Origin of the sequence: Halomicroarcula saliterrae (genome assembly GCF_031624395.1) — an archaeon.
Classification (GTDB): Archaea; Halobacteriota; Halobacteria; order Halobacteriales; family Haloarculaceae; genus Haloarcula; species Haloarcula saliterrae.
Genome location: NZ_JAMQON010000004.1, coordinates 265332 through 278111, shown reverse-complemented (window position 1 = coordinate 278111; position 12780 = coordinate 265332). Strand labels below are relative to the sequence as shown.

The 12780-nt window shown below is 68.3% G+C and carries 12 protein-coding genes; 5 read left to right on the top strand and 7 right to left on the bottom strand.

All coding sequences use genetic code 11. From position 1 onward, the window contains the following. The first annotated feature begins 26 nt into the window (after positions 1–26). Complete coding sequence (locus NDI56_RS15145; RefSeq protein ID WP_310920467.1) at positions 27–230, top strand: UPF0175 family protein; 204 nt, start codon at positions 27–29, stop codon at positions 228–230. Positions 231–272: 42 nt separating this feature from the next. On the opposite strand, the gene uvrA is transcribed toward NDI56_RS15145, so the two are convergent. Continuing rightward, complete coding sequence (uvrA, locus tag NDI56_RS15140) at positions 273–3242, bottom strand: excinuclease ABC subunit UvrA (protein WP_310920466.1); 2970 nt, start codon at positions 3240–3242, stop codon at positions 273–275. Positions 3243–3359: 117 nt separating this feature from the next. Between uvrA and NDI56_RS15135 the strand changes: the two genes are divergently transcribed. Then, the gene (locus NDI56_RS15135) at positions 3360–3944 is read left to right on the top strand and encodes an LURP-one-related/scramblase family protein (RefSeq protein WP_310920465.1); all 585 of its coding nucleotides are present in this window, start codon (positions 3360–3362) and stop codon (positions 3942–3944) included. Positions 3945–3981: 37 nt separating this feature from the next. Continuing rightward, positions 3982–5337 carry an LVIVD repeat-containing protein gene (locus NDI56_RS15130; RefSeq protein WP_310920464.1) on the top strand — a complete coding sequence of 452 codons (1356 nt, stop codon included), beginning with the start codon at positions 3982–3984 and terminating at the stop codon, positions 5335–5337. A gap of 1 nt (position 5338) precedes the next feature. Here the strand turns inward: NDI56_RS15130 and NDI56_RS15125 are convergent, their stop codons facing one another. The 3 genes from NDI56_RS15125 to NDI56_RS15115 all read right to left on the bottom strand — a co-directional run bounded on the left by NDI56_RS15125 (position 5339) and on the right by NDI56_RS15115 (position 7395). Beyond that, positions 5339–6739: a ribonuclease FAU-1 family protein gene (locus NDI56_RS15125; protein WP_310920463.1), complete on the bottom strand. Its 1401-nt coding sequence runs from the start codon at positions 6737–6739 to the stop codon at positions 5339–5341. Continuing rightward, complete coding sequence (locus NDI56_RS15120) at positions 6736–7110, bottom strand: DUF7532 family protein (protein WP_310920462.1); 375 nt, start codon at positions 7108–7110, stop codon at positions 6736–6738. The genes NDI56_RS15125 and NDI56_RS15120 overlap by 4 nt, the downstream gene beginning before the upstream one ends. Before the next feature lie 111 nt (positions 7111–7221). Continuing rightward, positions 7222–7395, bottom strand: coding sequence for a preprotein translocase subunit Sec61beta (locus NDI56_RS15115; protein WP_310920460.1), 174 nt, complete (start codon positions 7393–7395; stop codon positions 7222–7224). 104 nt (positions 7396–7499) lie between these two features. Here NDI56_RS15115 and NDI56_RS15110 point away from each other — a divergent pair, with 104 nt between their 5' ends. After that, a complete protein-coding gene (locus NDI56_RS15110; RefSeq protein ID WP_310920458.1) occupies positions 7500–7766 on the top strand; it encodes a thioredoxin family protein in 267 nt (88 codons plus the stop codon). A gap of 203 nt (positions 7767–7969) precedes the next feature. On the opposite strand, the gene fer is transcribed toward NDI56_RS15110, so the two are convergent. Beyond that, positions 7970–8656 carry a ferredoxin Fer gene (fer, locus tag NDI56_RS15105; RefSeq protein WP_310920456.1) on the bottom strand — a complete coding sequence of 229 codons (687 nt, stop codon included), beginning with the start codon at positions 8654–8656 and terminating at the stop codon, positions 7970–7972. A 533-nt stretch (positions 8657–9189) separates the two neighbouring features. Beyond that, a complete protein-coding gene (gene npdG, locus NDI56_RS15100; protein ID WP_310920455.1) occupies positions 9190–9855 on the bottom strand; it encodes an NADPH-dependent F420 reductase in 666 nt (221 codons plus the stop codon). Positions 9856–9990: 135 nt separating this feature from the next. Here npdG and NDI56_RS15095 point away from each other — a divergent pair, with 135 nt between their 5' ends. Continuing rightward, positions 9991–11352: a GntP family permease gene (locus NDI56_RS15095; protein WP_310920454.1), complete on the top strand. Its 1362-nt coding sequence runs from the start codon at positions 9991–9993 to the stop codon at positions 11350–11352. A gap of 6 nt (positions 11353–11358) precedes the next feature. Here NDI56_RS15095 and NDI56_RS15090 read toward each other — a convergent pair whose 3' ends face one another. After that, positions 11359–12687, bottom strand: coding sequence for a glycerate kinase type-2 family protein (locus NDI56_RS15090; protein ID WP_310920452.1), 1329 nt, complete (start codon positions 12685–12687; stop codon positions 11359–11361). Positions 12688–12780 lie beyond the last annotated feature (93 nt).

Below are 12780 nucleotides of genomic sequence, written 5' to 3'. Positions count from 1 at the left end.
CGAGGCTTACAGTGCATCGTGTTCTGGTGAGCAAACGCATGAACCACGACGAGTCAGAGCGCATCCGCACCGCTTTCCGGCTGTACGAGATCGGCGAGTTCGGAATGCGTGACGCGGCTGCTTTCGCCGGGCTCGGCATCGGGGAGATGATGACCGAAGCGAACGAGCGTGACATCCCGTCGAACTACGACGGCGCCGAACTGGCCGACGACGTCGAGGCGCTGCGCTGACCGACGCGAACCAGCGGTCGTGAGTGCCTTCCACGCCACCGACTAGTCGTCGTCGGCCTTCGCCGCCGCCTTCCCGTCCCGCTCGGCGCGTGGCCCCTCCAGGTCGACCGCGGGCAGGTGGTCACGCAGATATCGCCCGGTGTAGGACTCCTCGGTCCGCGCCACTTCCTCGGGCGTCCCTTCGCCGACGAGGTCGCCGCCGCCTTCGCCGCCCTCGGGGCCGAGGTCGATGACGTGGTCGGCGTTTTTCACGAGGTCGAGCTCGTGCTCGATGACCACGACGGTGTTGCCGTCGTCGGTGAGCCGGTGGAGCACGTCGATGAGCTTGCGCTCGTCCTCCGGGTGGAGGCCGGTCGTCGGCTCGTCGAGCAGGTACAGCGTCTCGCCCGAGTCCTTCTTCCCGAGCTCCTCGGCGAGTTTCACCCGCTGGGCCTCGCCGCCCGAGAGCGTTGTCGAGGGCTGGCCGAGCGTCATGTAGTCCAGTCCAACGTCTTTCAGGAGCTGCAGCCGGCGGCGGATGCCGCTGTGGCTCTCGAAGAAGTCGTAGGCCTCCTCGACGCTCATCTCCAGCACGTCCGCGATGGTCGCGCCCTTGTAGGTGACATCGAGGGTCTCGTCGTTGTAGCGGGCCCCGTTGCACTCCTCGCAGGGGACCTGCACGTCGGAGAGGAAGTTCATGTCGATGGTGACGGTGCCCTGCCCGCCACAGGCCTCACACCGGCCGCCCTTGACGTTGAACGAGAATCGCCCCTTCTCGTAGCCCCGCTGTTTGGCGAGGCTGGTTTCCGCGAACAGTTCGCGGATATGGTCGAAGACGTTGGTGTAGGTCGCCGGGTTCGACCGCGGGGTGCGGCCGATGGGCGACTGGTCGATGAGCCGCACGGTCTCGATGTGCTCGATGCCGTCGATGTCGTCGTGCTCGCCGGGGTTCACGTCGGTGTCGTTCATCCGTCGGACCAGCCCCTTGTACAGGATGTCGTGCATCAGCGTGGACTTCCCGGAGCCGGAGACGCCCGTAATCGCCGTGAACGTGCCAAGCGGGAAGTCGACGTTCAGGTCACGGAGGTTGTGCTGGCGAGCGCCCCGTACCGTGATGTGGGCCCCGTCGCCCTCGCGGCGCTCCTCGGGCACCGGAATCGTCCGCTCGCCCGAGAGATACTTCCCGGTGACCGACTCGTCGGTCTCCATCAGCACTTCCTGTGGCCCGTTGACGACGACTTCGCCGCCGCGCTTGCCCGGCCCCGGCCCCATGTCGATGACCGTGTCGGCCCGCCGCATCGTCTCGGTGTCGTGTTCGACGACGATGAGCGTGTTCCCGAGGTCGCGAAGCTCTTCGAGGGTGTTCAGCAGTTTGTCGTTGTCCCGCTGGTGGAGCCCGATGGAGGGCTCGTCCAGCACGTACAGCACGCCGACCAGCCCCGACCCGATCTGGGTGGCGAGGCGGATTCGCTGGCTCTCCCCGCCCGAGAGCGTCGACGCCTCGCGGTCCAGCGTCAGATACTCCAGACCGACCTCCTCCATGAACCCCAGCCGGGCGCGGATCTCTTTCAGAATCTCCTCGGCGATTTTCTTGTCGCGGGCCGAGAGGTCCGCTTCCAGCCCCTCGAAGTGGGCCAGCGCGTCGCCGATGGACAGCTCGTTCACCTCGGTGATGGCGGTGCCGTCGACGAGGACGGCGCGGGACTCGGTCTTGAGACGGGTGCCCTCACACGCCGGGCACTCCGTCGTCGCCATGAACTCCTCGATGTGCTCGCGGGCGCGGTCGGAGTCCGTCTCGACGTGGCGGCGTTCGAGGTTCGGGATGACGCCCTCGAAGCGCTCGTTCTTCTCGCGCGTGCCGTTCTTCGTGCGCCACTCGAAGTGGACCAGGTCGTCGGTGCCGTAGAGGAACTGGCGCCGAATCGACTCGTCTACCTCCTCGAAGGGCGTCGACAGCGAGACGCCGAAGTGCTCGGCGACGTTGTCGAGCTGTCTGGAGTAGTAGGTCCGGTCGTAGCTCCAGGGCTCGAAGACGTGTTTCAGTGGCTTCGAGGAGTCCCGGATAACCAGCTCCTCGCTGACCTCCTTGGTCTCGCCCAGCCCCTCACACTCGGGGCAGGCGCCGTGAGGGGAGTTAAACGAGAACGAGCGGGTCTCGACCTCGGAGATGTCGATACCGCAGTGCGTGCAGGCGAGTTCCTCCGAGAGCTCGACGACGAGGCGCTCGTCCGTCGACTCCTCGGCCTCGGCGAGGTCGCCGGTCGCCCGAGCGGTCGCCCCGCCCAGCGCGTCGGCGGCGCCCTCCGGCGGGTCCGGCAGGACGACTTTGAGGGTCCCGTCGGCCTCGCCGAGCGCCGTCTCCACGGAGTCGTTGATGCGCGACCGGGCCTCGGTCGATATCTTCACGCGGTCGACCACCACGTCGACCGTGTGGTCGTAGTTCTCGTCGAGGTCGGGTCTGTCCATGGTGAGGTCGTACTCCTCGCCGTCGACCTCGACGCGGGAATACCCCTCGCCGACGAGGTCGTCGAAGAGGTCCTCGAAGGCCCCCTTCTGGTCCCTGACGACCGGTGCACACAGCTTCGCACGGGTCCCGTCGGGCAGTTCCAGCAGCCGGGTGACCATGTTCTGGGCGGACTGCTCGCCGACCTCGCGGCCACACTCCGGGCAGTGTGGGACGCCGACGCGGGCGTACAGCAAGCGGAGGTAGTCGTGGAGCTCCGTCACAGTGCCCACCGTCGAGCGGGGGTTGTTCGCGGCGTTCTTCTGGTCGATGGAGATAGCCGGCGAGAGCCCCTCGACGTTCTCGACCTGGGGCTTGTCCATCTGCCCGAGGAAGTTCCGGGCGTAGGCCGACAGCGACTCGATGTACCGTCGCTGGCCCTCGGCGTACACCGTCTCGAAGGCCAGTGACGACTTCCCCGACCCCGACAGCCCCGTGACGACGGTGAGTTCCTCCCGGGGAATCTCCACGTCGACGTCTTTGAGGTTGTGTTCCTCTGCGCCGGTGACCTCGATGACGTCCTTACTCATCTATGACGTTCCCAAGAAATGTAGCCGTGAAACCCTGTCGGTTGACCCCCGTGGCTCGCGTAATCCCAGCTCCACAGCAGTACAAACTTTCAAGTTACTATCCGAGAATTCGATGGTATGAGCCAGCAGGAGCGGTCCTACGACATTCAGGGCATCGAGCTGACCGACGACAAGTACGTCGTCGAACAGAGCCTCATCCGAAACAAGTACAAGGCGATGGACAAGGCCGGGAACGTCGTCATCCGGGGGAAACAGAAGATGTTCAAGCTCAAAGAGGAGTTCCCCTTCGTCGACGCCGAGGGCAACGAGGTGTTCACTGTCAAGGCCGGCGGCATGCTCGACGTGGCCGGTAACTACGTGCTGAGCGACGCCCAGACCGGCGAGGAGGTCGTCATCCTCGACAACGACTACTCCCTCCTGCAGGACACCTGGAAGATTCGCGACGCCCGGACCGAGGCCAAAATCGCCGAGATAAACTCCCAGGGCGCGCTCGTGACTATCGCCCGCAACGTCATTCCCTTCGGCGGCTGGATTCCCCACAAGTACGAGATCACGGACGTCGACGGCAACCACGTCGGCAACATCGACGGCCAGTTCTCGCTGAAGGACCGCTACGAGATCACCATCGACGACTCCACGACCGTCCCGAAAGAGCCCATCATCGCCGCGGCGATGGTCATCGACGCGATTCAGGGGAACTAGTCGGAAGCCTTCTTTCTCTCCCGCCCCTTCCGCAGATATGCGTCGTCGCACCCTCCTCCAGTCGCTCGCGACCGCGAGCGCCGGCGGTGCCGTCGGCACTGCTTCCGCCCACCCGCTCCCCACCGACGACGGAAGTTCGACACCGGCCGGGACGCCGACCGGGGGCGAGCCGCTGGGGACGCTGTCGCTCTCGGGTGCCCGCGAGCTCGTCACCAGCCCCGACGGTCACACCGCCTACGTCGCCACCGGGGCTGGCATCGCTCTGGTCGACGTCGTCTCTCCGAGCAACCCCCGGCTACTGGCCGAGCGGACCGACCTGCTCGCCGACAGCGCCGACGGTCCGATGCAGGAGGTCCAGGACCTCGCCCTCCGGGACGACCGGCTGCTGGTCGTCGGTCCCGCAAACCCCGCCGAGGGCGCCCACGGGCTCGTCGTCTTCGACGTGAGCGACCGCCAGACGCCAGAGCGGGTCACCGCCGTCGAACTCGACACGCGTGTCCACAACTGCGATTTCGACGGGCGCTACGCTTACGTCACCGCGAACAGCCGCACGGACAACCCGCTCGTCGTCGTCGACACCCGAACCGGCGAGGCGGTCGGGTCGTGGTCGCTGGGTGCCGCCGACGAGCGGTGGGCCGAGGTCTCGCCCTCCCTCCGTCCGCTCCACGACGTGACGGTCCGGGGCGACCGCGCCTACCTCGCCTACTGGGACGCCGGGACGTGGATTCTGGACGTCTCCGACCCGGCGGATATCTCGCTCGTCTCCCGCGTTCGGGGGCGCAGTCGCGAGGCGCTCGCGGCCGTCTCGGACCCCCGGACCGAACGCACCGAACCGCCGGGCAACGACCACTACGTCACGGTCGACGAGGACGCGACGCTGCTGGGAGTGGGCGGGGAGTCCTGGGACCGCGACGACGACGGCAGCGGCGGCCCCAGCGGCATCGAGCTGTTCGACATCAGCGACCCGCGCGCACCCGAGTCGCTCGCGACCGTCGACCCGCCGCCGACGAGCGACCCGACGCGGGGCGGCGTGTTGACGACGGCGCACAACTTCGAGCTCACCGACGGCCGCCTGTACTCGGCGTGGTACGAGGGCGGCGTCAGGGTCCACGACGTGCGCGAACCGAGCCAGCCCCGGGAGATATTCCGGTGGCGCGACAGCTCGACGACCTCGTTCTGGACCGCCCAGCGGGGTGCGGGCTGTTTTCTGGCCGCGAACACCGCCGCCCTCGACTCCGATATCTCGCCGGGCGTCTACACGTTCCCCGACCCGGCCGTCGGCGCACCGACCCGGACCGAGAACGCCACGGGCGCGGGCGGCGACGGGTTCGGTATCGCCGCGGCGCTCGCAGCGGTCGGGCTGGGCGCGTGGCGACTCGCCCGCCGGCAGTAGTCTACGACAGCGCGCTCGCCACCGCCGCCGCGACGCTCCGGGCCTGCTCGGCCAGTTCCTCGGGCACGTCGCCCGCCGCGACCGCCGCGTCGAGCTCGTCGTCGTCGACGCGTTCCACGGTCCCGTCGGCGTGTTTGACGACGTCGACGTGCAGGTCGACGTAGCGGGCGGTGTCCGGGAATATCTCGACCGGCGTACAGACGTTGACGTAGGTGCCCTTCGTCGCGCCCTCGCTGTCGCGGTACACCGTCGGATACCACCACCGCCCCTCCTTCAGCTTCGTCTCGGCGACATCGCCGGCCTCCTTCGGGACGCCCAGCGCGTCGTAGCTCCCGCCGGCGCTCATCTCGCGCTCGACGGTGACGGTTCCGTCGGGGTCGACCGACTGCACGTCCGCCCGGCCGAGGGTGATGAGCCGCCCGTCGGGCTTGCCGTGGCCCAGCGTGAGCGAGCCGCCGGTCTGCGGGCCGAACTGCCGGGCCGTGACGGCGAACGGGAAGTCCGTCTCGGCGTCGCTCCCGGGCTCGTCACACAGCGCCTCGACGTAGTCCACGGCCGCACTGGCGCTCCGGGAGCCCGCCTTCACGCGGTGATGGCCCCGCATCGTCGTGGTCACCTGCCGGCGCGTCCCGTCCAGCGCGAAGCGGCTCTCCCGGCCGAACCACACCCAGGTCGTCCGTCCGCCGTCGGCCTGTCGGCGCGGCTCGCCCTCGCCGACGGGCTCGGCAGCGCCGAGCGCGTCGTCGATGGCCGCCGCCCGCTCGTTGGCCGCTTCCAGCGCCGCCGCGAGCGCGTCGAACCCGGCGTCGTCGCTGGCCGCTTCCCACGAGACGCCCCACCCCTCCCGCGGGTCGGCGGCGACGACGTCGAGCATCGCCGGCCCGGTCGCCGTCGCCGTGTTCGTCCCGCCACGGGACAGGGTCAACAGCTCGCCCCGGACGGCGACGGTCCCGTCGAGCACCGGCCGGCCGTCCGTCCACGGCGCGGCCCCGTCGACTACCTGCACCTGCACCCGATCGCCGGTCTCGACGCGGTCGTCGCTGTTCGAGTAGGGGAGAAACCCCTCGCCGTCGCCGCAGTCGACGACGGCGCCGCTCCCCAGCGTCTCGGTCACCTCGCCGGCGTAGACGGCCCCCTCGGGGAGCGGGTCGGCCCACGCCAGCGTGTCCCGACCCACCCCGCGGAGCTCCCCGAGCACTCGCTGGACCGTCTCGCGGTCCCCGCTGACGCCGACGCCCTGCCCGTCGTCGGTCGTCTCGACGGTCGCGCCGGCCCGTGCCACCGCGAACTCGTCGTCGAAGCGCGCCGCTATCGGACCGGAGGCCTGCACCACGTCGACGCCGGCGTCGGTCAACAGCCGGGTCAGCGCCGTCGCGTAGATTCCCCTGACCCGGACGCTCATAGAGCGTCCTCGTCGCCGGCAAAACGGACCCGCCCGTCGACCGTCGGCCCCAGCGTCAACTCGACTTTCCCGTCGGTCAACACCCGCCCGCCCTCGACCGGGACGCCCCACGTGTCGAAGCGGACGTAGCCGCGGATGTCGCCCGCGTGGGTGTACAGGTCGACGTAGTCGAGGGCGTGTTCCTGGATATCGCTGCTGCTGTGAGCGATGTCCATATCCGAGTACACCGTCTCCATGTCGGCGAAGAACGCTTCGAGTTCGTCGGCCGCCTCGCTGGTCGCTGCGACGACCGCCTCGGAGGCCCCAGCGATGGTCTCCTGGTCCATCCCGGCCTCGCGGAGCGCGGCCTGTTCGCGCTGCGTGAAGTGCATATCGGCCAGTCGCGCCGTAGTAAATTAAGCCACGTGGACTCCGTGCGGCCAGCCGGAGCGCTCGGACGCTGCCGCTGGCTTCACCGTCCGAATCGGCAGAAAGTACCGCGTCTACAGGCCGCTGCCGGTCTGGATAATGGCGTTCAGGACGAGCACGAGCGCGCCAAAGAGGACACCGAAGGCGACGATAGTACGCGGGTCGATTCGGATAGTGTTCTGGTCCTCGGCGTCGAAGTACCGGACCAGTCCGGCACTCGACATCAGTCCGCCGCTGTCGCTGCTCATACCTCTCAGTCTCCGCTCGCGTGGAGTAAGCTTTTCGGGTTCGCTTTGTTCGCGCCCACATGGACAATCCTTATCAGAACGCACAGTTTAGTCGGAAGAGAACCATGGCTGTCACGCTAAAGGACTTCTACGCCGATTGGTGCGGCCCCTGCAAGACACAGGACCCCATCCTCGAGGACTTAGAGGAGGAGTGGGGCGACGTCGAGTTCGAGAAGATCGACGTCGACGAGGAACAGGACGTGGCCAACGAGTACCAGGTCCGGTCGCTCCCGACGCTCATCGTCGAGAACGACGACGGCATCGTCGAGCGGTTCGTCGGCGTCACGCAGGCCGAGGACATCGAGGACGCGCTGACGCAGGCCTCCGCGTAGCCACTTTTCACTTCGTCGGGTCCCCTCTGCCACCTACGGCGGGCTGCGGGACCGCCTCGCGAAAACGCGGGGAACAACGGCCGAGTCCGAGCGAAGCGAGGATTCGGTGAAACCGCGCGTTCGGCGCAGAACACTCACACTGCCAGCCTGCCCTTCCCCGCCTTCGCGCGATGAAACGCGCTCACGGCCACCGCCGGGGCTCCTCAATCGGTCGACGACGACGCCTCGAACCGGCTGGCCGGAAGCAGGAGGTCCTGGACCGCCGGCAGGTGTTTGACGTTGTAGACGATTTTCGCGTCCGTCTCCGGCGCGACGATACAGGAGAGGCGGATGCCGCGGTCGTGGAGCTCCTTCGGCAGGATATGGCTCGACGGCGAGGGCATCTCCCCCTCGACGACGGCGACGGCGCAGTTCGTGCAGGCCCCGCCTCGACAGGCGAAGGGCCAGGCGTACCCCTGGCGCTCGGCGGCCTCCAGCAGCGACTCGCTGTCCCGGACGTAGAACTCCCCGTAGTCCTCGGGGGTGAGCCCGCCGTCGGCCGCCTTCTCGAAGAGGTCGTCGTCGGTCAGCTCCCACAGCTTGTCCGCCATCACCTCGTAGTTCAGATACTCGACCCTGACGCCCTCGGGCTCCGAGGGCTCCGCTGGGCCGGCCGCCTCGTCGGCGTCCGTGGTCCCCGTCGGCGCTCCGGGCACGTCGCTCTCCGGGACGGCGTCGCCGGGTCGCCAGCCGTTCTCGATGCGCTCGAAGGCAGTTTTCACTGCGAGGAACGCCTCTGTCGACCCGCCCTGGTCCGGATGGGTCTCCTTGACGCGCTCCCGGTAGGCATCGACTATCTCGGCCTCGTCCGCGTCGGGGTCGACGCCGAGAATCTCGTATGGGGACGCCACACCGGCCCGTAGGACCCTGCCGTCAAAAACTGTGTGCAATCGCCCCAAATTGCGGCTGGGAAAGGTTGGGTTTGGTGGTGTGAGTGCTGCTGGAGCGGTTCAGTACAGCCAGAAAGCCCCCGACCGCTCGGCAGCGAGACGACGCAAGCACCGCAACGAAGTGAGGAGCACAGCGAGTCGCAGCCGTCGAGCGGTCGGCCCCTTTCAGTCCCGCCCGTAGCTGTTTGACCAGCCGGCATGGGCGGGACTGAAAGGGGCGCTTGGCTAAACGAAGGCGGGCGATGTAAGCACCGCAACGAGTGTAGCGAGTGAGGAGCGCAGCGAGCCCCCCGAATTTAGCCAAGCGGGGCTTTCTGGCTGTCGGGGGTCTGTCGAGCAGCAGTAGCTAGCGGGGCGTTCTGGCTGTCGGGGGCCTGTCGAGCAGCAGTAGCTAGCGGGACTTTCTGGCTGTCGGGGGTCTATTGAGCAGCAGTAGCTAGCGAGCGTTCTGGCTGTCGACAATCGGTTCTATCCCGGAAAAACGACCGAGGTAGCTAGCGGAACTGCACGCCCAGGTCGTGCAGGCCGTCGTTGTGGCGGGCGACGTTGATGAGCAGCGGGGTCAGCCCCTCGACCTCGGCGGCGTTGGCGAGCGGGCCGCCGTCGAGCGCGCGCAGACCCTCGATGCCCTCGGCGAGTTCGGAGACGGTCGCCTTCGCGTCCCTGTCGTCGCCGACGACGATGGTGTCCCACTCCAGCTCCGCTTCGAGGTCGGCCAGCCGGCCGGCCGCGAGGTTGTGGAACGCGCCGACGACGGGCGTCCCATCGGGGGCGGCCTTCGCGGCGAGCTGGGTGACGCTGCCGACGCCGGGGCGGTTGTAGTGGAACCCGTCCTCGTCGCGTTTCATCCCGACGGCGGGGGAGACGAGGATAGCGTCGCCGAGCTCGTCGGCGACCGCCTCGACGGTGTCCGTGAGGTGGTAGGCCGGGACGGCCGTCACGACCACGTCGGCGCGAGCGGTGGCGTCCTCGTTTGCCAGCCCGGCTATCTCGACTTCGCGGCCGCGGCTGTCCAGTTCCGCCTCGTACTCCTCGGCTTTCGCCGCGGCCTTGTCGGCGTCACGCGAGCCGACGATGACGGTGTGGTTCGTGTCGTCCGCCCAGCGCAGGGCGAGCCCTTCACCGATGTCGCCGGTGCCGCCGAGTAACGCGATATCCATACCGGGGCGAAGGGCGAACCGTGAATAAGCGTTGTGCGACCGGAGGAGTTTGCCACCGTCGCGCTCGCCGGGTGGCGAACGCCACCGAAAGAGCCAATCGTGTCAGAATAGTATCTGTATTTCTAGGTGTGTGAAATGTTAACAGGTATTCCACTCGTCGTGTTGCTCGTCGGTGCCGTCGCCTTCATCATCGTCGCGACGGCGAAGCTCGACCTGCACGCGTTCCTGACGCTCCTCATCGCGGCCTACGCCACCGCGCTGCTCGGTGGCATCGGCCCGCAGTCGGCCGCCAACCTCGTCACGGAGGGCTTTGGCGACATCCTCGCGTACATCGGTATCGTCATCCTCGCGGGGACGATTATCGGGACGGTGCTCGAACGGTCGGGCGCGGCCGTCGTCATCGCAGAGAGCATCCTCGACGTCGTCGGCGAGGAGTACACCGAGGAGGTCATGGCTGTCACCGGCAGCGTGGTGAGCATCCCGGTGTTCTGTGACTCCGGGTTCGTGATTCTCTCGGGGCTCAACCGCGCGCTCGCGGAGCGCTCGAAGCTGTCGCTGTCGACGCTGGCCGTCGCGCTCGCTGGCGGCCTCTACGTGACCCACGTCTTCGTCCCGCCGACGCCCGGGCCCATCGCCGCCGCCGGGATTCTCGGGGCGGACATCGGGCTCGTGATGATCGCCGGCATCGTCATCAGCATCCCCGTCACGTTCGTCGCTGCACAGTGGGCCCAGCGGGTCGCCTCACGCTTCCACATCGACCCCAACCCGGAACGAACCGTCGAAGAGATAAAAAACGAGTACGGTGACCTCCCCTCGAAGGGCGCCTCCTTCGCGCCGCTCATCGTCCCCATCGTCCTCATCGCCATCGGGAGCATCGCCGCGTTCCCGTCGGCTGACGACCCGGCGTATATCACCGGCCCGGTCCAGCGCTGGCTCCTGTTCGTCGGCGACCCCGCGGTAGCGCTGCTGGCCGGGGCGTTCGTCGCCTTCGGTATCGTCCCGACCTACGGGTCGGAGATAATCGACGACTGGGTCAGCGACGGTCTGAAGAACGCGGCCGTGATTCTCGCGGTCACCGGAGCCGGCGGCGCGTTCGGCAACGTCCTCGGCGAACTCCCCTTCCAGGACCTCGTCAGCAACGCCTTCGGCGGGCTCGGGGTCGGGCTGCTCGCCGCGTTCGTCATCGCCGCCGCGCTCAAGACGGCGCTTGGCTCCTCGACGGTCGCCATCCTCACGACGGCGAGTCTCATCAACCCGCTGCTCGGGACGCTCGGGCTGGCGGGCGAGCTGGGGCGGGTGTTCGCGGTGCTGGCTATCGGTGCCGGCGCCATGACTGTGAGCCACGCCAACGACTCGTACTTCTGGATCATCACGGAGTTCTCGGACATGGAGACGGCGACCGCCTACCGGGCCTGGACCCTCGCGACGCTCGTGCTCGGCGTCGCCAGTATCGTCTGGATAATCGTCGTCAGGAACGTCACCGGGATGGTGTTTTGACCCACCTCACTCGGACGGTTCGACGACCAGCACGCGGAGGTCGTTGACGTTCGTCCCCGTGGGTCCGGTCTCCAGCAGCGCGTCCCGCTCGGCCAGATAGGCGTTGGCGTCGTTGGCGTCGAGGGCCTGCTCGGCGACCCCGCGGTCGGTCACGGTGTCGCCGTCGACGAGCGCGCCCGCCGCGTCGGTGTTGCCGTCGATACCGTCCGTGTCGACCGCTGCCAGCCCCGCCGCCGACGGCAGGTCCAGCGCGGCGGCGAGGGCGAACTCCTGGTTCGGACCGCCCCGCCCCTCGCCGGCGACGGTGACGGTCGTCTCCCCGCCCGAGAGCACGACTGCCGGCGGCTCGATGGGGTTGCCCGTCTCGACCACCTCCTCGGCGACGGCGGCGTGGGCCAGCGCGGCGTCGCGCGCCTCGCCCCGAATCCGCGAGGAGAGCACGAGCGTCTCGTACCCTCGGTCGGTCGCGACGTCGCGAGCGGCCGCCAGCGCGGTCATGTTGGTGCCGACGAGGTGCGTGCTGACGCGCTCGAACGCGGGATCGTCCGGACCGGGCGTCTCCTCGGTCTCGCCCCTCGCACCCGCCGCCAGTCGCTCGCCGACGCTCTCGGGAACCGAGAGGTCGTAGCGCTCGACCACGTCGAGTGCGTCCTCGTACGTCGTGGTGTCGGCGACGAGCGGCCCGCTGGCGACGACGTCGAGGTCGTCACCGACGACGTCGCTGAGAACGAGCGCCGAGACGCGTGCCGGGGCGAGCGCCCGTGCCAGTCGGCCGCCCTTGATGGCCGAGAGGTGTTTCCGGACCGCGTTTATCTCGTGGATATCGGCCCCGCTGTCGAGCAGGGCGTCGGTCGTCGCTTGCACGTCGTCGAGGCTGATACCCGCCGCCGGGGCCACCATGCATGCGCTCCCGCCACCCGTGATGACGGCGACGACGAGCGTCCCCTCGTCCACTGCTCGCGCCCGTTCGAGCAGTTCGCTCGTCGACTCGACGCCCCGTTCGCTGGGAATCGGATGGTCCGCCGGCAGCACGTCAACGGCGTCGGTCGGCTGCGGGTCGTCGGTGACGACGACGCCGCCGTCGAGGGCGTCGCCGAGGACGTCTTCGACTGTCACGGCGACGTGTGCGGCCGCGTTGCCGCCGCCGAGGACCAGCACTGAACTGTACGCGCTGCGGTCGTAGCGCTCGTCTCCGACCGCGAGCGCCTCGCCGTCGAACCGGAGGGCCGCACGGACGACGCGCTCCGGATGCGCGGCCTCGATACCCGCTTCGACGCAGGCCAGCGCGGTCGCGTGTGGCGCGGTCTCGGGGAACGCGTCTCGGTTCCGAATCATGACAAATTCTACCACGCGGGCAGATATCAATGTCCGTGTGCGACGGGTGTCAGTCGGTCGCTGTCACACTCGGGTACCGGAGGCCTTTTGTAC